Here is a 21532-nt window from a genome sequence, read left to right as displayed (position 1 = left end):
TCTGCACTTAGAGGCAGATGCCGTTTTTTATTCGTATACTCAACATTAAGAGTATGGCTGTACATGGCGATCACAGGGCGCTATGTCATTGGTGAGAAGGGGGCAGGGATGTTGCTAAACAATAAGCGCAAAATGAGCCGTGCTGCAGTAGCACTCGGTTTGTCACTGGTATTATCGCCGCTGGCTGTCAGCCATGCGGCCATCACCTCTACGCTACCCAACTCGACGCATCACAGTTCGATGTCGGTTGCTGCCAGTCAGCAGCAGATTCAGCAGGCGTTTAGCGCCACTGAACAACCCTTCTACTTGCCAGGCTTGGCCGGTATTTATGCGTCGCGTGACATGGCACCGCTGTGGCAGGACCCGCAAGCGGTGCAGGCCTTCCAGCAGCAGCTTGCGGAAGTGGCGCTCTCTGGCGTGCAGCCGCAGTTCACTCGCTGGGTGGAGCGGCTGACCAATCCGAACATTAAAGGCATGGCGCGCGATATCGTGCTCAGTGATGCAATGCTTGGCTATCTGCAATTTGTTGCCAATGTGCCGACGCAGGGTGAAAACTGGCTTTACAGCAACGTGCCGTACAAGCTGACCATGCCATCGCTGGCAGCCATCAATCAGTGGCAGAATGCGGTGAATGGCGGTGGCAGCCGTACTTTCGTGGTGTCACTGCAGCCGCAGCATCCGCAATATCTACCGATGCACAATGCATTGAAAACGCTGCTAAATGATCATCATCCGTGGCCACAGCTGCGTGATACCGCTACGCTGCGCCCAGGACAAATCAGCAATGATGTGCCTGCACTGCGTGAGATTCTGCAACGCACCGGTATGTTGACCGCCAGCCACAGCACTACACCAACGCCGGCGGAAGATGCGGTACCCACGGCGCCGGTTCCGGTGAGTCAGAGCAATCAGCCGGTGGCGGTGAGCCCGTCAGCGGCGAACTTTGATGATATTGATGCGGCTCCGGCACTCGCTGCTGCGCCTGAAGTCGCTAATAATGTGGCTGCCAATCCAGCGGCAACCGGACCCAACGTCTATGACGCTGCGCTGGTGGAAGGTGTGAAACGCTTCCAGCACTGGCAAGGCTTAGCCGATGATGGCGCAATTGGTCCGCGTACCCGTGAATGGCTGAATGTGCCGCCGCAGATGCGCGCCTCGCTGCTGGCGCTCAATATTCAGCGTCTGCGCCTGCTGCCAGATGATATGCATAACGGCATCATGGTAAACATTCCCAACTATTCGCTGACCTACTACAACAATGGTGCCACCATTTTGTCATCACGCGTGATTGTGGGCCGTCCCGATCGCAAAACGCCGCTGATGCGCAGCGCGCTGAATAATGTGGTGCTGAATCCACCTTGGAATGTACCAACCACGCTGGTGCGCCAGGATATTGTGCCGAAGGTGAAGCAGGATCCGTCATATCTTTATAAGCACGGTTATACGCTGCTGTCGGGTTGGAGTGCGGATGCGGAAGTGATCGATCCTTCAATGATTGACTGGCATATGGTGTCGGCGGCGAGCTTCCCGTATCGCATTCGTCAGGCGCCAGGCGCGACTAACTCGCTGGGTCGCTACAAATTCAATATGCCGAGTTCGGATGCTATCTATCTGCACGATACGCCAAACCATAATCTGTTCCAGCGCGATATTCGTGCGCTCAGTTCAGGTTGTGTGCGCGTCAATAAAGCCTCGGAATTGGCCGATCTGCTATTGCAGGATGTGGGCTGGAATGACGGCCGTATTTCGGACACCTTGAAAGAGGGGAATACCCGTTATGTGCCGATTCGCCATCGCATCCCAGTGAATCTTTACTACCTCACCGCATGGGTTGCAGATGATGGACTCCCGCAATATCGTACAGATATTTACAATTATGATAACCCCGCGCGTTCCGGCAGTCAGGTGCTGTATAAAGCCGGCCAATTGTTACTCTAGTACTTGATTTGTCTGTTTTCTCTTCACATGAATTTAACCAAGACCAGTCTCGAAAGTTTGATTTTGAGCTGGTTTTGGTCTTCTGCAACATATTCTGGGTTGACTGAGTCTTAGGCGGACGTTAATGTTCGGCCTTGTGTATTTTTCGCACATATTTTATCCGCTTTAGACTAGGTAACCTCGCTTCATGGCTAATATTGATTCTCAACGTCGTCGATTACTCTTGATTGGAGGCGCAGCTGCAGGATTATCACTGCTTCCTGGCTCCGCTCTGGCTTCGCTTTCCACCGCCCGCCCTCGAGTATTGACACTTAGTAACCTTCACACCGGCGAAACCCTTAAAACGGAGTTTTTTAACGGTAAGCGTTATGACAAGGATGAGTTAGCCCGCTTAAATCACTTTTTCCGTGATTACCGCGCCAATCAGGTGAAGAACATCGATCCCCATCTTTTTGATCAGCTTTACCGCCTGCAAACGTTGCTCGATACGCGTAAGCCGGTGCAGTTGATTTCGGGTTACCGCACTTTAGCCACTAACACTATGCTGCGTGAATCGGGTCCGGGCGTGGCGAAAAAAAGCTATCACACCAAAGGACAAGCGATGGATTTCCACATTGAGGGAATTTCGTTGAGCAATGTTCGCAAAGCCGCGTTATCTATGCGCGCCGGTGGTGTAGGATATTACCCGCGCAGCAACTTCGTACACATAGATACCGGGCCTGCAAGGCACTGGTCCTGATACCGGCAGCGCTGCGTGTGTCGGTCATGGAGCGCTATGAATTACCAAATTATTCCGGTTACGGCTTTTTCCCAAAACTGTTCAGTTATTTGGGATGACGAAACCCAACAAGCCGCATTGGTCGATCCCGGCGGCGATGCAGAAACCATTAAAGCCGTGCTGGCAGAACGTGGTTTAACGCCGTCACAAATCCTGCTCACACATGGACATCTCGATCACGTTGGTGCCGCTGCGGAACTTGCAGCACATTATCAGGTGCCGATTGTCGGTCCGCATCCGCTTGATGCTTTCTGGTTAGACAATCTGCCTACACAGAGCCGCATGTTTGGATTACCCGAATGCGCGCCGTTGACGCCCGATCGCTGGCTGGAAGAGGGCGAAACAGTGCAGGTCGGTAATGTTGTGCTGGAAGTGCTGCTTTGTCCTGGCCATACGCCGGGACACATCGTGTTCTTTGATCGTGCAGGACGTCTGCTGATTTCAGGTGATGTGATTTTCAACGGTGGCGTGGGACGTACCGATTTCCCGCAGGGCAGCCATAGCGACTTGATCGATGCGATTAAAACCAAGCTGCTGCCGCTGGGCGATGATGTGACTTTTGTGCCGGGTCACGGGCCTATCTCAACGCTAGGTCGTGAGCGCCTCAGCAATCCGTTCCTGCAAGAATAAAAAATGGGCCATCTAGGCCCATTTGTCGTTATTTGTAACCTGGCTTATAAAACCGCGACAATCGCTTCACACAGCGCCGACATGTTATCTGGCGTCATGCCTGCCACGTTAACGCGACCAGAATTTACAGCATACACACCAAACTCTTCACGCAGACGTACTACCTGATCTTTGGTCAGGCCGCTGAACGAGAACATACCATTTTGCTTGATGATGAAGCTAAAGTCCTGATTAGCACCTTTCTCTGCCAACGTGTTCACAAATAGCTGACGCATGCGCTGGATACGCTGACGCATATCGGTCAGCTCCTGAATCCAGATGGTACGCAGCGCATCGTTGCTGAGGATGGTGGCGACAACTGCCGCACCGTGTGACGGCGGATTGGAGTAGTTGGCGCGAATCGTATATTTCACTTGGCTAAACGCGGTTTTTGCCACGTCGCTGCTCGCTGCAACCAGCGTTAATGCACCAACACGCTCGTTATATAAACCGAAGTTCTTCGAGTAAGAGCTGGCAACGATCAGTTCCTGATGTGAAGCGGCAAAAATACGCAGCCCTTCCGCATCTTCGTCCAGACCGCGAGCAAAGCCCTGATAGGCGAAATCAAACAGCGGCAGCCAGCCTTTCTCTTGCGACAGCTGCGCCAGCTGCTGCCATTGCTCTGCAGAAGGATCAACGCCGGTTGGGTTGTGGCAGCAGCCGTGGAACAGGACTACATCGCCCGCTTTGGCTTCCTGCAGTGATGCAACCATAGCGTCGAAATCCAGGCTGTGGCTTGCAGCATCGTAATAATCGTAATCACATACTTCGAGGCCAGCAGCGTTGAACACATTGTTATGGTTCGGCCAGCTTGGATTGCTCACCCAAACGCGCTTTACGCTGGTCTGGTTTGCCAGAAAATCTGCCGCAACGCGCAGGGCACCGGTGCCGCCTGGCGTTTGTGCGGTGCAGGCGCGACCGGCTGAAATCAGTGCGCTCTCTTTGCCGAACAGTAACTCCTGCGTGCAACGTGCGAAATCCGCCAGACCATCAATGCTCAGGTAGTTCTTGGTGGTTTCATTTTCCAGCAAATACTGCTCAGCTTTTTTAACACTGGTGAGCACCGGCGTTTTACCGGTTTCATCTTTATAAACACCAATGCCAAGATTGATTTTATTCGTGCGGTCGTCGGCACGAAAAAGGTCAGCCAGTCCCAGAATAGGATCGGCGGGTGCGGCAGAGATCGATTCAAACATGAGTCAGTTCCGTTTGGGTGAACTTTAGCGAAATGAGTTATCAGGTTAACGTCAGTTGGCACGCTTGCCAACCGCTGATATAAAAAAGAAATATGTCAGCAGGATAAAGTAGAAAAGCTAATTGCGAAGCCGATCACTGAAATGCAAAACGGAGCCCGAAGGCTCCGTTTTTAGGTATTACGCAAATCTAATCGGGTGATTAGAACTGGTAAACCAGACCCAGTGCAACTACGTCGTCGGTAGCAATACCCAGTGGGTTGTCATCGTTCAGCTGGTTGATTTTGTAATCAACGTAGGTAGCCATGTTTTTGTTGAAGTAGTAAGTTGCGCCAACTTCAATGTATTTAACCAGGTCAGCATCGCCAACGCCTTCGATGTCTTTGCCTTTAGACTGAACATAGGCGATGGACGGACGCAGACCGAAGTCGAACTGGTACTGTGCAACAACTTCGAAGTTCTGAGCTTTGTTAGCGAACGCAGACAAGTCACCAGAGCTGATTGGAGTCGAGTTACGAGTTTCGCCGTACATTGCTGCCAGGTATACGTTGTTAGCGTCATACTTCAGAGCAGTTGCCCAGTTTTCAGCACGTTTACCAGCGCCAACACCAGTCGCTACGTTGGTTGAAGTATCAGTATCACGCACAGTACCAGCTGACTGCGCATTAGTACGGTCGCTGCTGCTATAGGCTGCAGCTACACCAACACCGATTGGTGAGGTGTAAGAGGTTGACAGACCATAGCCGTCACCGTTTGCACGGCGGATATCAGAGCGATCGTTTTTGCCCTGGTACTGTGCTGCGAAGTTCCAACCGTCAACCAGACCGAAGAAGTTGGTGTTACGGTAGGTCAGCAGGCCGGTGCTACGACCGTTCATGAAGTTGTCTGAGTAACCTGAGTCGCCACCGAATTCTGGCAGAACGTCAGTCCAGCCAATTGCGTCATATACAACGCCGTAGTTACGACCGTAGTCGATTGAACCCGCATCGCCAAATTTCAGACCTGCGAAGCCCAGACGGGTTTTGTTGCCGTCTTGTGCATCAGAACCTTCAGAGTTGTTAGCCTGAATGTTGTATTCCCACTGGCCGTAACCGGTCAGTTGGTCATTAATCTGGGTTTCACCCTTGAAGCCGAAGCGAACATAAGTCTGGTCGCCGTCGCTGCCAGCGTCATCCGAGAAATAGTGCAGACCAACAGCTTTACCGTACAGGTCCAGCTTGTTGCCGTCTTTATTATAGATTTCTGCTGCGTTTGCTGCGCCGGCAGCTAACAGAGCAGGGATAACCACTGCAAGAATGTTGCGCTTCATCATTTTTTATTACCCTCATTGGAGTTATTTGGACATCTGCCACTGCTGCCAAGAAATCTTTACAGAACCTTGAAAGAAGTTTGATGTCTCCTGTGTCTGCACGCATCTTTCCATCACAGGGTTGCTAATTCTAGCCCGAAAATGATTCAAATCTCTCGATTAGGTATCAAAAGGAAAATATGTATTACAAAATGTAAAATATCGGGAACTTTGTGAGAGAACTCTAAATTTACAAAAATAAAAAAAGGCCGGCTAGGCCGACCTCTTTATATATATGAATTACTTATAATTAATCGCTAAATTTAGAAATTCGCGTTGCGTGGAGTACGTGGGAAGGGGATAACATCCCTTACATTTTGTACGCCGGTGACATAGGCGATTAATCGTTCGAAACCTAATCCAAAACCAGCATGTGGCACGGTGCCATAACGACGCAGGTCACGATACCACCAATAATCTTCTTTATTGAGACCCATTTCCGCCAGACGCGCATCCAGCACATCCAGACGCTCTTCACGCTGTGAACCACCGATGATTTCACCGATGCCCGGCGCGAGTACATCCATCGCCGCCACGGTTTTGCCATCTTCATTCATACGCATATAGAAGGCTTTGATGTCTTTCGGATAGTTTTTCACTACCACTGGCGCTTTGAAGTGCTGCTCTGCGAGGTAACGCTCATGCTCGGATGACAGATCCACGCCCCATGAAACCGGGTTCTCGAAGGTCTGGCCGCTTTTCAGCAGGATTTCAACCGCATCGGTGTAATCCACCTGAGCAAAGTCGGTAGTCACGAAACGCTCGAGTCGCGCAATCGCATCTTTATCCACGCGCTCAGCAAAGAAGGCCATGTCATCAGCACGCTCGTTGAGAACGGCCTGGAACACGTATTTCAGCATAGATTCAGCCAGAGCTGCGGCATCATCCAGCGTTGCGAAAGCAATTTCCGGCTCCAGCATCCAGAATTCCGCCAGATGGCGGCTGGTGTTGGAGTTTTCTGCGCGGAAAGTTGGACCAAAGGTATACACCTTCGACAGCGCACAGGCGTAAGTTTCGGCATTGAGCTGGCCGGATACGGTCAGGAACGCTTCTTTACCGAAGAAGTCTTTATCGAAATCGATTTTGCCCTGCGGATCGCGCGGCAGGTTTTCCAGGTCCAGCGTTGAAACGCGGAACATCTCGCCGGCACCTTCGGTATCCGAAGCGGTGATCAGCGGAGTCGAAACCCAGAAATAACCGTTTTCGTGGAAGAAGCGATGCAGCGCTTGCGCCAGCGTATGACGCACACGTGCCACGGCGCCCACCAAATTAGTACGCGGACGCAGATGCGCCACTTCACGCAGGTATTCGATGCTGTGACGTTTTGCCGCCATCGGATAGGTGTCCGGATCGTCAACCCAACCGGTGACTTCAACCTTGGTTGCCTGCATCTCGAAGGCCTGGCCTTCGCCTGGCGACTCGACCACTTTGCCGGTAATGATCACCGAGCAGCCGGTGGTCAGACGCAGCACTTCATCCTGATAATTATTCAGAGAATTATTGACGACGGCCTGAACGGGATTAAAGCAGGAACCGTCGTAAACGGCGATAAAGGAAAGACCAGCTTTGGAATCTCTTCGGGTACGCACCCAACCACGTACGGTGACTTCACTGTCAACCGCGACACGGCCGTGCAGTACATCCGCTACAGGCACAACGCTCATAAAGTTCTCTCTATATATAAAAGAAGGTGGATAAAAGCCCTTTTTCAGGGTTTTGCTATGTTACTTGCGAGCCGACAGGAAACAAGCAAAATTGCCGGGTTAATCGGAGATTTGTTGCGTGAAAGCAGGGTGCAAGCACCCTGCAATAAGAATCAGCTGGCTCTTTTGACCAGCGGCAGATCGAAGGCTTTGCGCAAGGCGCGCACGAAGGCTTTATCCTGGCAAATGGTTTTGCCGGGGCTGTCGGAGAGTTTTGCCACCGGTTTGCCATTGCAGCTCACCAGTTTGATCACGATATTCAGCGGCGTCACGCCCGGAATATCGCAGGACAAGCGCGTTCCGATACCGAATACCACGTTGGCCCGTTGGCCGAAGTGACGATAGAGCGCCAGCGCTTTATCCAGATTGAGATTATCTGAGAACACCAGCGTTTTGCTTTTTGGATCGATATCCAGACGCTGATAGTGCGCAATGGCTTTTTCACCCCATTCCACTGGATCGCCGGAGTCATGGCGCAGGCCTTGATAACGATGAGCAAAACCGGGACCAAAGTCGCGCAGGAAGGCATCCATGGTGATGCAGTCGGTCAGGGCGATACCTAACTGGTCGTCATACTCGTCCAGCCAGGATTGCAGCGCCGCACGTTGGCTGTTCGCCAATACCGGACTGATTTGCTGGTGCGCCTGGAACCATTCGTGTGCTTGCGTGCCCACCGGATTAAGCTGCAGGCGACGCGCCAAATCGTAGTTACTGGTGCCAACCAGCCACGGAAATTCCGCTTTGAGCGTAGCGACAATCGCTTCCTGCACCGCTTTGGAGTAGCGCCGACGCGTACCAAAATCCATCAACTGGAAGCGTGACATATCCAAATCGCCGACCTGCTGGCGGAAATCCGTAAGCTTGTGCTGCAAGTGCGCAACAGCCTGATCCACACCCATTTGCGGCGTGCGATGGCGATGCACCACCTCACTGATCAGCGCCAGCAGCGGCACTTCCCACAGAATCACTTCACGCCACGGCCCGCTGATCTGAATCGTCAGATGGCCGTTGTTATTACGCACGTTGACTTGTGACGGATCGAGGCGGAACTGGCGCAGCCAGTTAAGGTAATCGCTTTGGAAGAAAGGCAGCCCGCTGAGGTAGTGATACTCATCGTCGCTCAGGGCGAGCGTTTGCAGGGTTTCAATTTGTGCGCGGATCTCGTCCGCATAAATACCGAGCAGTTCGTCGCCACGGCAGCGAAATTCCGCCGTAACCGGGACATCATAATAGCGATGATAGACGGCCTGCTGCATATGAAGCTTGTACGCATCGGTATCAAGCAGCGTGGTCAAAATCGGGGAAGCATGTCCAGTCATGGTGCGTTTCAGCATCCTCTTCCGCGGAGCAGAGCCCGGTGTTCAACAAAGTCATAAAGACGCAGGAGTATAAAACAGTAATGACCGCGATCACACCATAATTGCGGGTGGCAGGTCGAGGGTCATTTGTGCCATTGTTAATGAATTGTAGCCTTTTCAACGAACGCACGCATTGACCGTGGCAACCAAGGCACAACCCGCTTAGACTTTGACGGGTCAACATATTAACGATTTAACGATGCGAGAAGGACTCATGACGCAACAGCCGCAAATTAAATATCGCCACGATTACCGTGCGCCGGATTACACCATTACCGATATCGACCTGACTTTTGATCTGGATGCAGCTTCGACGCGCGTCACAGCGGTCAGTCAGCTGAAGCGTCTGGGCGCTGCCGATGCTGAACTGCGTCTGGATGGCGAAGATCTCACACTGGTATCGCTGGCGGTGGATGGCAATCCGTGGTCGCATTACCGCGAAGAAGAGGGTGCGTTGTTCATCAGCCAGCTACCGGACAACTTCACTCTGACCATCATTAATGACATTCATCCGGATAAAAACACCGCGCTGGAAGGGTTATACCAATCTGGCGAGGCGCTCTGTACCCAATGTGAAGCCGAAGGTTTCCGCCACATTACGTGGTATCTCGATCGCCCTGACGTGCTGGCGCGCTTCACCACCACCATCATTGCCGATGCCGCGCGTTATCCTTACTTGCTCTCCAACGGCAACAAGCTGGAGAGCGGGCGCCATGAAGATGGCCGCCATTGGGTGAAGTGGCAAGATCCGTTCCCGAAACCGTGCTACCTGTTTGCGCTGGTGGCGGGTGATTTCGACGTATTACGCGATAGCTTTACTACCCGTTCTGGTCGTGATGTGGCGCTGGAGATCTTTGTCGATCGCGGCAACCTCGATCGTGCCGATTGGGCGATGACCTCGCTGAAAGCCAGCATGAAGTGGGATGAAGAGCGCTTTAACCTTGAGTACGACCTCGACATCTTTATGATCGTCGCGGTGGATTTCTTCAATATGGGCGCGATGGAGAACAAAGGCCTCAACGTCTTCAACTCCAAATATGTGCTGGCGAAAGCTGAAACCGCCACCGACAAAGATTACCTCGGTATTGAAGCCGTTATCGGTCACGAATATTTCCACAACTGGACCGGCAACCGCGTGACCTGCCGCGACTGGTTCCAGCTCAGCCTGAAAGAGGGTTTGACGGTGTTCCGCGATCAGGAGTTCAGCTCCGATCTCGGTTCGCGCGCGGTGAACCGTATCGATAACGTACGCGTGATGCGCGGTGCGCAGTTCGCGGAAGACGCCAGCCCAATGGCGCATCCGATCCGTCCGGATCAGGTGATCGAAATGAACAACTTCTACACCTTAACGGTGTATGAAAAAGGTTCAGAAGTGATCCGCATGATGCACACCTTGCTGGGCGAAGAGAACTTCCAGAAAGGCATGCAACTCTACTTCGAGCGTCACGATGGCAGCGCCGCAACCTGTGATGATTTCGTGCAGGCGATGGAAGATGCGTCGAACGTCGATCTGTCGCAGTTCCGCCGCTGGTACAGCCAGGCGGGCACGCCGATTCTGACGGTGCGCGATGACTACAATCCAGAACTGGAACAGTACACGCTGCACGTCACCCAGCGCACGCCAGCCACCGCCGAACAAAAAGAGAAGTTGCCGCTGCACATTCCGCTGGATATCGAACTGTACGATAACGAAGGCAAGGTGATCCCGCTGCAGCATAACGGTCATCCGGTGCATCACGTGCTGAATGTTACCGAAGAGTTTCAGACCTTTATTTTCGATAACGTGTATTTCCAGCCGGTACCATCGCTGCTGCGTGAATTCTCGGCGCCAGTGAAGCTCGATTATAAATGGAGCGATGCACAACTTACCTTTCTGATGCGCCACGCGCGCAACGACTTCGCGCGCTGGGATGCGGCGCAAAGCCTGCTGGCGACCTACATTCGCCTCAACGTGGCGCGTCATCAGCAAGGTCAGCCGCTGTCGTTGCCGCTACATGTGGCCGATGCGTTCCGCGCGGTATTGCTGGATGAGCAGGGCGACCCAGCGTTGAAAGTGCTGATTCTGTCGCTGCCGTCTGAGAATGAAATCGCCGAACTGTTTGATGTCATCGATCCGCTGGCGATCTCGGCAGTGCGCGATGCGCTGGTACGTACGCTGGCTAAAGAGTTGAGTGACGAATTCTTCGCGCTCTATCTGGCCAACCAAAGCGGCGAATACAAAATTGAGCATGCGGAGATTGGCAAGCGCACGCTGAAAAACGTCTGCCTCGGCTATCTGGCGTTTGCCGATGCGGCACAGGCCGACAAGCTGGTGCAGGCGCAATATCAGCAGGCGAACAACATGACCGACGCATTAGCGGCGCTGGCGGCAGCGGTAGCGGCGAACCTGCCATGCCGCGATTCGCTGCTGGCGGCCTATGATGAGCGCTGGCATCAGGATGGTTTGGTGATGGATAAATGGTTTGTGCTGCAAGCCACCAGCCCAGCGGCGGATGTGCTGAGCAACGTGCGTAAGCTGCTGAATCACCGTTCGTTCACCATGGGCAACCCGAACCGTATCCGTTCACTGATTGGTGCGTTTGCCTCAGGCAATCCAGCGGCATTCCACGCCAAAGATGGCAGCGGTTATCAGTTCCTGGTGGAGATGTTGACCGATCTGAACACGCGCAACCCGCAAGTGGCTGCACGGATGATCGAGCCGCTGATTCGCCTGAAACGCTACGATGCCGATCGTCAGGCGCTGATGCGTAAGGCGCTGGAAACGTTGAAAGGGCTGGATAAGCTGTCTGGCGATCTGTACGAGAAGATTACCAAGGCGTTGAACGCGTAAAAGTAACCGTAGGGTCGCCATTTATGGCGACCTCTATCACTAACTCTGCTGCGCAAACTTCAACGGCTGTTCCGACAAACCGCGTTTCATCACCCGATCCAGCACTTCCGCTTCCAGCTCTGCCAGACGTGCCGATCCACGACGGCGTGGGCGTGGCAAATCGACGAGCAAATCCAGGCCAATCTGTCCTTCCTCGATGAGCAGCACGCGATCGGCAATCGCCACCGCTTCGCTGACATCGTGCGTCACCAGTAGCACAGTGAAGTTATGCTGCTGCCACAGCGACTCAATCAATCCCTGCATTTCGATGCGCGTCAACGCATCCAGCGCACCGAGTGGCTCATCGAGCAGCAGCAAACCTGGACGATGAATCAGCGCACGTGCCAGCGCCACACGCTGTTTCTGTCCGCCGGACAACGCAGCAGGCCACTCGTTGGCGCGGTCCGCCAATCCCACGGCTTCCAGCGCGTCCAGCGCGGCGGCGCGCCATTCGCGGCCTTTCAGTCCCAGCCCAACGTTATCAATTACCTTTTTCCACGGCAGCAAGCGTGAATCCTGGAACATCAAACGCGTATCTTCGCGTGCCTCGGATAACGGCGCATTGCCCGCCAGCAAGGCACCGCGCGTGGTCGATTCGAGTCCCGCCAGCAGACGCAACAAGGTACTTTTCCCGCAGCCGCTGCGGCCGACGACGGCGACAAACTGCCCGGACGGAATATGCAGATCGATATTATTCAGGATGGTGCGATCGCCATATTGCTTGCTGACGCCATTCACACCAACCGGCGTACCGCGATTTAAACGCGCCGGATTTAGGGTTGCGTTGCTCATGCGTTCTCCTTCAATTGGTAGGCCGGATGCCAGCGCAGCCAGACGCGCTCCAGCAGTTGTGCCGCAACGTCAGCCAGTTTGCCGAGCAGGGCATAGAGAATGATGGCCACCACCACCACGTCGGTTTGCAGGAATTCACGCGCGTTCATTGCCAGATAACCAATGCCGGAGTTAGCGGAAATGGTTTCGGCGACAATCAGCGTCAGCCACATCAGGCCAAGGGCAAAACGCACGCCAACCATAATCGAAGGCAACGCACCCGGCAGAATCACCTGAATGAACAGGCTCCAGCCAGACAAGCCGTAGCTGCGCGCCATCTCGACTAAACCCCGATCAATGTTACGAATGCCGTGATAAGTGTTGAGGTAAATCGGGAACAAGGTGCCCAGCGCCACGAGGAAAATCTTGGCGGATTCGTCGATGCCAAACCACAGAATCACCAGCGGAATCAGCGCCAGATGCGGCACGTTACGCAGCATTTGCACTGAAGTATCCAGCAAGCGCTCACCGACGCGCGAGGTGCCGGTTATCAAACCCAAAATTAAACCAATCGAGCCGCCAATGGAGAAACCGATGGCGGCACGCCAGCTGCTGATCGCCAGGTTTTGCCACAGTTCACCGCTCACCGTCAGCTTCCAGAAGGTGATGAGGATATTTTCTGGCGACGGCAAAATGCGCGTCGACAGCCAACCCACTTGCGATGCCAGTTGCCATACCGCAATCAGCACCACCGGCAACACCCAGGGCAGCACAGCATTCGTCAGCTTGGTTTTAACGTTCGCCATGATCGGCTCCTTTAGCTCTGTGACACTTTTTGCGGCGTGAAATCGTTGGCCACCGCTTCGCCGTGCGCTTGCACCACGCGCGGCTTCGGTACTTCCGGAATCGCCAAATCGAGGTGCGGGAACAGCAACTCGCCAACGCGATAAGCCTCTTCCAGATGCGGATAGCCGGAGAGAATAAAGGTCTCGATGCCGAGATCCTGATACTCCTGCATGCGCGCCGCCACGGTTGGGCCATCACCCACTAACGCGGTTCCCGCGCCGCCACGCACCAGACCGACACCGGCCCACAGGTTCGGGCTGATCTCCAGCTTGTCGCGACGTCCACCGTGCAGTGCCGCCATGCGCTGCTGGCCCACTGAATCGGTGCGCGCAAACGCGGCCTGCGCTTTGGCAATGGTGGCATCGTCAAGATGAGCAATCAGGCGATCCGCCGCTTGCCACGCTTCTTCATTAGTTTCACGCACAATCACGTGCAGACGAATCCCGAAGCGCACGGTGCGGCCTTGTGCCGCCGCTTTGGCGCGCACTTGCTCAATCTTCTCTTTAACTAACGCGGGCGGTTCGCCCCAGGTGAGATAAACATCAACCTGCTCGGCGGCCAGATCCTGCGCGGCATCCGACGATCCGCCAAACCACAGCGGCGGACGCGGTTCCTGCACCGCTTTAAACATCAGACGCGCACCGCGCACTTTCACATGCTTGCCTTCGTAATCGACCGTTTCGCCTTCGCTTACGCGACGCCAGACGCGGGTAAACTCGGCGGATTCTTCATAGCGTTCGCGGTGATCGAGGAATACGCCATCGCCTGCCAACTCTTCCGGATCGCCGCCGGTAACCAGATTAAACAGCGCGCGACCATTCGACAGACGATCCAGCGTGGCGGCCTGACGCGCCGCTTGCGTCGGTGAAATCACGCCCGGACGCAGTGCAACGAGGAAACGCAGACGCTGCGTCACCGGAATCAGTGATGCTGCCACCAGCCAGGCATCTTCACAGGAGCGGCCGGTGGGGATCAGCACGCCGCCGAAGCCAAGGCGATCCGCTGCCTGCGCAATCTGTTGCAGGTAACCATGATCAACCGGGCGCGAACCTTCCGCTGTGCCAAGATAGTGACCATCGCCGTGCGTCGGGAGAAACCAAAATACGGATACGCTCATGATTAATTTCCTTTAGGCTGGGCGGATTGTGGATGCCAGATGCGGTCAGCGATATTCACTTTTACCGGCATCAGATGATTGGCATAAAACAGATCGGCCGTTTGCTGTTGGGCCTGCGCGGTATGGGCGCTGACCGGCGTAATGGTGGTCGGTGGACGATGGTCGAGATAGCTGGCAATCACCGGTTTCGGTAAGCCCATGGCGTTTGCCAGCAGATCGATACTCTGGTCGCGCTGACTGCGCGTTAATGCATCGGCGTCGCTGAAGGTATTCAGAACCTGCTGCACGAAGGCGCCGTTAGCCTCGGTGTATTTGCGCGTGGCTAAATAGAAGGAGCCGGTTTGATTGAGTTTGCTGCCGTCGGCCAGCACGCGCACGTTGCCTTGCAGCAGGGCGGCTGAGTAGTAAGGATCCCAAATCGCCCAGGCATCGACGTCACCTTGCTGGAACGCGGCGCGCGCATCGGCGGGTGTCAGATAGGTTGGCTGAATATCTTTAAAGCTCAGTCCGGCTTGTTCCAGCGCACGCAACAGCAAGTTGTGCGAGCTGGAGCCTTTCTGGAACGCCACTTTATGGCCTTTCAGTTCGGCCACGCTGTGAATCGGGCTATCTTTCGGCACCAGAATTACTTCGGCCTGCGGCTTAGGTGGCTCCGAGCCGACGTACAGCAGATCGGCACCCGCAGCTTGGGCAAACAGCGGTGGAATGTCGCCGGTGCTGCCCAAATCGATGCTATCGACGTTAAGCGCCTCGAGCATCTGCGGGCCCGCCGGGAATTCCACCCACTTGATGTTGGTATGCGGGAAGCGCTGCTCAAGCAGCTTATGGGTTTTCGCCAAAACCATGCTCACCGAACCTTTCTGATATCCGATACGCAACTGTTCGGGTGCGTCGGCGGCCTGGGCGCTCACGCTCAAGGTGAGCAGTGCCGCTACGGCTGGCATGAGTAAACCCGTCAATATCCTTTTCATCTCTCTTCCTTTATACCGCTTGTGCGTAAGGTTGGTGGCGACGATGCAGCGCGTGCCAGAAGGTATCCAGCGCTTCGTCAATGCGTTGCGATAGCAGCGGATCGAGCAGCGGCTGGCGATCGTAATCAGTAATCTGGCCGTCAGTGGCGAACACGCCGTGCAGCACTTCCTGCGCCTTCAGCGCGTTCAGCACCGGCTTCAGCGCGTAATCCACCGCCAGCAGATGTGACGCGCTGCCGCCGCTGGCCAGTGGCAGCACCACTTTGTGCTCCAGCGCGCGCTCTGGCAGCAGATCGAGCAGAGTTTTCAGTGCGCCAGAAAACGAAGCTTTATAAATAGGCGTGGCGACAATCACGCCATCCGCCAGCGCCAAATCAGCTTTCAACGCGGCTAAGGCAGGTGAATCGAAGCGTGCATAGAGCAAATCTTCAGGCTGGAAGTTGTGAATATTCCACGGAATCACTTCGACGCCGCGTGCTTCCAGCGCGTGCTGGCAAAGGCTCAGCAGCGCAGTAGAGCGTGAAGGGTAGCGAGGGCTGCCCGCCAGCGTAATAACCCGCATGGTCACTCCTTATAACTGAAAGTTATTGATTATCTGATATTCAGAACTGATATGTTCAATACTGTCAGAGCGGGCAGCGAGGCTTAAATGATTTATCTGGTAATCCTAAGTCGCAAAATGGGATAGCCAGCGACATATAAAGGAAGGGTAAAAAAGCTGCCGATGGGCACTTAGGCATAATCTGAAAAGCGGTGCAGGAAGTAGGCGGTTATATAAATCCTGAGGCCCATTGGACTGAGTTTAATGATTAAGGGTCGTAATGCATGGGTAAAACAGAGAAGTAACCGGAGAAATATATTTACACAGACCACGTGGATGCCGGATAAATGCGGAGGTTACTATTGAAAGATATGGGGAAAAACCAGCAATTCACCACTATTCATTTTTTTATGAATCGGATTAACCTTAGTAAGGTTTGATTGTTTCCTAATATAGCGTGGTTTTTATTTCACGAAATTTATGTCGAAACGCGAATAAAGGTTAATAAAATACGTGCCATTCATCTTGCCGGTTACAACTAATGCAACTTTGCGCAGATCAACTTCACACTTCATGCAGTCGCGCTAAACAATGAATCTCTTAAGTTACGTGTTAATACTAATAGTGGTTGGAATTACAATCCCCGGCCTGTTTATAATTGGTTGAGCTAATTTCCGCTAGAACACGATAACGATATTTCACTTATTTATTTACGCCCGCGTTTTGTGGCGTGAACTGCCGTTGCGGCAAGCCAATTTATTCTTAGGGAGATAAATATGGGTAGTTCTTCATTTGCTCAGGATTTAACTGAGCAGCAGGTCGTGCCTGCCACCTTCAATCGCATCTCACCCTCACCTAAACCAGAAGAAGAGCTGGTGTGTTATTGGCTGCAACCCGATGCCGCGGGTGCGCATCTTACTTCTTCATTGCTGCCAACCTTCCCGCACAGCACGCCTGCAGAAGATGATTTCCTGCTGTTCAGCGCCGAACGCAGCGCCTTGCCGGCCAGCCTGCTGCAGGACGTGGCGAAGCTCAGTGACCAGCGTCCAGAGCTGAACTGCTTTATTATCTCACTGGCGAAGCGCGAGCTGGCGAACGGTTTACACTCGTCTCTGCAGCTGTTTCAGCAGCTGCATGAGCAGCGCTGGTGGCAGCAGGGCGGCTTTGCGGTGATCTTGCGTGCTGGCCTGGCCCGCGTGGGTGCGCCGCTGACGCGTATTCAGGATGTGATGCTCGCCGGATTACTGCATACGCAAACTGCGTGGGTACTCGATTACGCCAGCGAAGCGTCGCTGACCACCAAAGCCGATGCCTCGCCGCGCTTAACTTATCAGCAATTTATTACTGATTATGAAAAACTCACGCGTTTGTCACACTATATTCCAGAGCGAAACCGCTATCGGGAAAGTTATTTACGCAGCGGCTTATTGCAATTAGTCCAGTACGAGTTAAGTGGCGCGGCGAAATTCTCAGATAATACCCGCCACGCATTAACCTACTTTGCGGAAAACTTCCCGGCCAAGGGAGCAATGGAAAAACTTATGCTGAAACAACCTGACATCTATTTCTCCATGATGAAAATGAGAAAAAGGCTGGGCGCTTAGCACCAAGGTTAATTTTAAGAATAACTCCGGTGTGCGCGTGAATACTTTTATGTCACGCTTAAGGCCACTGAGATAATCCCCAGATGCCAAAACACCTATGTCTATAAAACGTAACGCGATTGCCAACTATGTTGGTCAAATCTATCTGACGCTGTCAGGTATTTTGGTTGTACCACTTTATATTCAACACTTAGGAATGGAAGCCTACGGTTTAGTGGGCTTCTTTTCGATCTTATTAACCTGGCTGCAATTACTTGATGCCGGTGTTTCTACTACCTTAATGCGGGAAGCGGCGCGCTATCGTGCAAATCAGGCGGAGTTCGTCTGGTTCCCGGCGCTGTTTGCCACGCTGACCAAATTCTTCCTGTTCTCCACCATTGTGCTGGTGGTGTTGGGTTGGCTGGCAACGCCGTGGATTGCCACGCATTGGTTAGATGCACGTCATCTTCCGGCGGGCGATGTGGTGATTGCCGTGGCGATTATGGTGATTACCGCCGCGATTCGCTGGCGCACCAGTCCGTATCGCAGCGTGATTGTCGGCTTCGAACATCAAGTCTGGCTGAACGGCGTCAACCTGGTCATCACCACCTTACGCACCTTCGGCGCAGTGCTGGTGATTCAGTTCTTCTCCAATCCGGTATTGGCGTTCTTTGTCTGGCAACTGCTGGTATCGATTGCCGAAGCGGCCTGCTGTATCTACAAATCCTGCCAGCTGATCCCCAAAGCGGCGCGCAAAGAGAAGCGCGGCGATCTGAAAGAGGTGCTGAAACCCTTTATTCGTTTTGCCCTCAGCGCGGCGTTTTCCAGTGCGGTGTGGACCTTTATTTCGCAAATCGACCGATTGGTACTTTCCAAGACGCTGCCGCTAAGCGAATACGGTTCGTTTACCGTGGTGGCGACGGCTGCGACCGGCATTCTGCTGCTCAGCAGCCCGATTATGCAGGCGATTGTGCCACGTATGACCGGCATGAAAACCCGTAAAGAGGGCGATGCGGAGTCGCTGAAACTCTATCGCTACACCACGCAGGCGGTGGCGATCTTTATGGCGCCGCTCAGCATTACTATTGCCTGTTACGCCGGCCCGCTGCTGTGGGCATGGACGCAGAAGAGTCAGATTGTTGATGAGATGTCGTTTGTTCTCAGCCTGTACGCGTTGGGCAGCGGCATTCAGGCCATCTGTGGCTTGCTCTATCACCTGCAATACATCAACGGCAACCTCAAGCTGCACATGAAAGGCTTCACCTGCTTTGCCGTGCTGCTGGTGCCGCTCAACATCTGGTGCGCTATTCACTACGGCGCGTTGGGCACCGGTTGGTTGTGGCTGGGGCAAAACATCTTCTATCTGGTGGGTTGGGCGTGGCTGGTGCATCGCCGTTTCGCGCCGGGCATTCATTTCACCTGGTTAACCCGCGACGTAATGCTGATTTGGGCGGTTTCCGCCGCCATCGCCTGGTTGAGCACTTTCTTGCCGATCGAGTGGAATCAAAATCGCTGGATCAACCTGCTGTGGCTCGGCTTGATTGGCGCGTTCAATCTTGGTGTCTGCTGCCTGCTGCACAGCGTGGTGTTGAAGCGTCTCAGAATTCCGTTGTTTAACGTTGAGGAAAGAGGATGAGCATGATGTCATCTCACCGTATCCCTACGGTTTCGGTCATCATTCCGAACTGGAATTGCGCGCCCTGGCTGCCAGAAGCGATGAGTTCTTTGTTACGGCAGTCATCGCCGCCGGAACAGATCATTGTTATCGACGATGGCTCCAGCGATAGCAGCGTGGCCTGGCTAACGGCGTTTGCGGCCCAGCATCCGCAGGTGATGCTGCTGAGCGGTGAGCGCGGCGGCGTCAGTGCCGCGCGTATGAAAGGACTGTCAGTCGCAACCGGCGATTTTGTTTACTTCATGGATGCGGATGATTTTGTCTCCACCGACTTGTTCGCCGACTTCCGTCGCGTGCAGGCGCGCCATGAGGATATTGACCTGTTCTGCTTTGGCGCAAAAATGTTCTTCGATCTGCCCGCCGCGCAGCGTCACTATCAAACCATTCACCAGCGTCATGTCAGTGGATTATTGCCCGGCGGCAGCACCAGCTTGCGTACGCTGATGCAGCATCAGTCGGCGCACCGCGTGGTGTGGAGCAGCATCATTTCGCGTCGCTTAATTGATCAACTGGCGCTGCAGTTTCTGCCGATCCAGAACCATGAAGATGCACCGTACATGTTTGCGCTCTATCTGCAGGCGCGTAACATCTATTGCACCAGTCAAAGCTACTACTACAAGCGCTTTATGCTGACCTCGTTATCGCAAAGCACGCGCGATTTTTCCTACGTGAAAAACTACTTTATTGCGCGTGAAAGCAGCGAACAGTTCCTGCGTGACCAGCAATTGCCGGTGGATGCGGCCTTGCTGGATAGCTATTACCAAACGGTGATGCACAGCTGCCTGGCGCAGATCCGCAAAAATCACATGGTGATTCCGACAGATTGGCAGCCGCAGGTGAATCAGCTGGTGCGCAATGTGTTGCAGCACAGCGCGCGTCTGAAGCTGATGTGGTACTGCCCGACGATTTACAGCGGCCTGCAGGCGTGTCGTGAACAGCTTGGCCGCTATTCTGCACGACGCTGATAACGATCAAATTGTGATGCAGTAGAACAATTTACTTTTGCGCCAGAGCACCTTACCATTCTGGCGCACATTTTCCCGTGCACCCCGACTTCCCTGGTTTCCGTCATTGAGGAGAGTGCATGTTATATCCTATCGTCCGGCCGGCGCTGTTTAAGCTTGATCCTGAGCGTGCGCACGAACTCACCTTTCAACAACTGCGTTTTATCAGCGGCACCCCGCTGGAAGGGCTGATTCGCCAGTCGCTGCCATCACGTCCGGTCACCTGCATGGGATTAACCTTCCCCAACGCGCTCGGCTTAGCGGCTGGCCTCGATAAAAATGCCGAGTGCATTGATGCCTTCGGCGCGATGGGCTTTGGTTTTGTCGAAGTGGGAACGGTAACGCCGCTAGCGCAACCGGGAAATGATAAACCGCGTATGTTCCGCTTAGTGCCTGCGGAAGGGATTATTAACCGCATGGGGTTTAATAATCACGGCGTTGATCATCTGATCGCTAACGTCAAAAAGTCGCGCTTTAAAGGCATTCTCGGCATCAATATTGGCAAAAATAAAGATACGCCGGTGGAAAATGGCAAAGACGATTATCTGATCTGCATGGAAAAGGTATATGCCCACGCCGGTTATATTGCCATCAATATTTCGTCGCCGAACACGCCAGGATTACGCACGCTGCAATATGGTGAAGCGCTGGATGATCTTCTCTCTGCCATCAAATTAAAACAGCAAGAGCTGCAAGAACGGCACCTTAAATATGTGCCGGTGGCGGTAAAGATCGCGCCGGATCTTACCGAAGAAGAATTGATCCAGGTTGCTGACAGTTTGCTGCGCCACAATATTGATGGTGTGATTGCCACCAATACCACGCTCGATCGTTCGCTGGTGACCGGCCTTAAATATGCCGAAGAAGCGGGTGGATTAAGTGGTCGTCCGGTGCAATCACGCAGCACCGAAGTGATTCGCCGCCTGGCGCAAGAGCTGCAGGGCCGCTTACCTATTATTGGCGTCGGTGGTATTGATTCCCTGGTTTCTGCGCGCGAGAAAATTGCCGCAGGTGCAACATTAGTGCAGATATACTCCGGATTTATTTATAAAGGCCCAGGCTTAATTAAAGATATCGTGACCCACCTCTAAGACATTTCCCACTTTACTGCGCCGAGGGGTTTATTTATCCCTTCGGCTCGTTTATATTTTGTCCTGCTGGTGCATTT

At 53.7% G+C, this 21532-nt stretch carries 17 protein-coding genes; 8 read left to right on the top strand and 9 right to left on the bottom strand.

Annotated elements, in window-relative coordinates; genetic code table 11:
• Window positions 1-108 precede the first annotated feature (108 nt).
• The 3 genes from ldtD (at window position 109) to FHW71_RS08025 (ending at window position 3346) form a co-directional block, all read left to right on the top strand.
• Window positions 109-1938: a L,D-transpeptidase gene (gene ldtD / locus FHW71_RS08035; protein ID WP_179451362.1), complete on the top strand. Its 1830-nt coding sequence runs from the start codon at window positions 109-111 to the stop codon at window positions 1936-1938.
• Between the two features lie 187 nt (window positions 1939-2125).
• Window positions 2126-2677 (top strand): YcbK family protein, encoded by a 552-nt coding sequence (locus tag FHW71_RS08030; RefSeq protein ID WP_008102370.1) that lies wholly within the window; start codon window positions 2126-2128, stop codon window positions 2675-2677.
• A 36-nt stretch (window positions 2678-2713) separates the two neighbouring features.
• Window positions 2714-3346, top strand: coding sequence for an MBL fold metallo-hydrolase (locus FHW71_RS08025; protein ID WP_179451360.1), 633 nt, complete (start codon window positions 2714-2716; stop codon window positions 3344-3346).
• A gap of 44 nt (window positions 3347-3390) precedes the next feature.
• Here the strand turns inward: FHW71_RS08025 and FHW71_RS08020 are convergent, their stop codons facing one another.
• From FHW71_RS08020 to pncB, 4 genes are all read right to left on the bottom strand, one after another.
• A complete protein-coding gene (locus FHW71_RS08020; protein ID WP_179451358.1) occupies window positions 3391-4581 on the bottom strand; it encodes an amino acid aminotransferase in 1191 nt (396 codons plus the stop codon).
• A gap of 199 nt (window positions 4582-4780) precedes the next feature.
• Entirely contained in the window at window positions 4781-5890 is a 1110-nt protein-coding gene (gene ompF, locus FHW71_RS08015; RefSeq protein ID WP_008102365.1) for a porin OmpF, read from the bottom strand.
• 299 nt (window positions 5891-6189) lie between these two features.
• On the bottom strand, window positions 6190-7590 hold the full coding sequence (gene asnS / locus FHW71_RS08010; RefSeq protein WP_008102363.1) for an asparagine--tRNA ligase: 1401 nt from the start codon (window positions 7588-7590) through the stop codon (window positions 6190-6192).
• Window positions 7591-7742: 152 nt separating this feature from the next.
• The gene (pncB, locus tag FHW71_RS08005) at window positions 7743-8948 is read right to left on the bottom strand and encodes a nicotinate phosphoribosyltransferase (RefSeq protein WP_036647933.1); all 1206 of its coding nucleotides are present in this window, start codon (window positions 8946-8948) and stop codon (window positions 7743-7745) included.
• A gap of 253 nt (window positions 8949-9201) precedes the next feature.
• Between pncB and pepN the strand changes: the two genes are divergently transcribed.
• Window positions 9202-11817: an aminopeptidase N gene (pepN, locus tag FHW71_RS08000; protein WP_179451356.1), complete on the top strand. Its 2616-nt coding sequence runs from the start codon at window positions 9202-9204 to the stop codon at window positions 11815-11817.
• 39 nt (window positions 11818-11856) lie between these two features.
• On the opposite strand, the gene ssuB is transcribed toward pepN, so the two are convergent.
• From ssuB to ssuE, 5 genes are read right to left on the bottom strand one after another with little or no spacing between them, the layout of a single operon-like run.
• On the bottom strand, window positions 11857-12648 hold the full coding sequence (gene ssuB, locus FHW71_RS07995) for an aliphatic sulfonates ABC transporter ATP-binding protein (RefSeq protein WP_008102357.1): 792 nt from the start codon (window positions 12646-12648) through the stop codon (window positions 11857-11859).
• Window positions 12645-13433, bottom strand: a complete 789-nt coding sequence (gene ssuC / locus FHW71_RS07990; RefSeq protein ID WP_008102356.1) for an aliphatic sulfonate ABC transporter permease SsuC — start codon at window positions 13431-13433, stop codon at window positions 12645-12647. The genes ssuB and ssuC overlap by 4 nt, the downstream gene beginning before the upstream one ends.
• An 11-nt stretch (window positions 13434-13444) precedes the next feature.
• Complete coding sequence (gene ssuD, locus FHW71_RS07985; RefSeq protein WP_008102354.1) at window positions 13445-14590, bottom strand: FMNH2-dependent alkanesulfonate monooxygenase; 1146 nt, start codon at window positions 14588-14590, stop codon at window positions 13445-13447.
• 2 nt (window positions 14591-14592) lie between these two features.
• A complete protein-coding gene (locus tag FHW71_RS07980; RefSeq protein WP_061717113.1) occupies window positions 14593-15561 on the bottom strand; it encodes a sulfonate ABC transporter substrate-binding protein in 969 nt (322 codons plus the stop codon).
• Window positions 15562-15571: 10 nt separating this feature from the next.
• Window positions 15572-16123 (bottom strand): NADPH-dependent FMN reductase, encoded by a 552-nt coding sequence (gene ssuE / locus FHW71_RS07975; RefSeq protein WP_008102350.1) that lies wholly within the window; start codon window positions 16121-16123, stop codon window positions 15572-15574.
• A 755-nt stretch (window positions 16124-16878) separates the two neighbouring features.
• Here ssuE and FHW71_RS07970 point away from each other — a divergent pair.
• The 4 genes from FHW71_RS07970 (at window position 16879) to pyrD (ending at window position 21455) form a co-directional block, all read left to right on the top strand.
• On the top strand, window positions 16879-17706 hold the full coding sequence (locus tag FHW71_RS07970; RefSeq protein WP_179451354.1) for a hypothetical protein: 828 nt from the start codon (window positions 16879-16881) through the stop codon (window positions 17704-17706).
• A gap of 97 nt (window positions 17707-17803) precedes the next feature.
• Window positions 17804-19321 carry an oligosaccharide flippase family protein gene (locus FHW71_RS07965; protein WP_061723609.1) on the top strand — a complete coding sequence of 506 codons (1518 nt, stop codon included), beginning with the start codon at window positions 17804-17806 and terminating at the stop codon, window positions 19319-19321.
• 2 nt (window positions 19322-19323) lie between these two features.
• Window positions 19324-20325: a glycosyltransferase gene (locus FHW71_RS07960; protein WP_238541688.1), complete on the top strand. Its 1002-nt coding sequence runs from the start codon at window positions 19324-19326 to the stop codon at window positions 20323-20325.
• Between the two features lie 119 nt (window positions 20326-20444).
• Window positions 20445-21455 carry a quinone-dependent dihydroorotate dehydrogenase gene (gene pyrD, locus FHW71_RS07955; RefSeq protein ID WP_154192141.1) on the top strand — a complete coding sequence of 337 codons (1011 nt, stop codon included), beginning with the start codon at window positions 20445-20447 and terminating at the stop codon, window positions 21453-21455.
• The last annotated feature ends 77 nt before the right edge of the window (window positions 21456-21532 follow it).

Source organism: Enterobacter sp. Sphag1F (genome assembly GCF_014193275.1).
GTDB classification, from domain to species: Bacteria; Pseudomonadota; Gammaproteobacteria; order Enterobacterales; family Enterobacteriaceae; genus Pantoea; species Pantoea symbiotica.
This window is presented reverse-complemented; position numbering and strand designations above follow the sequence as displayed.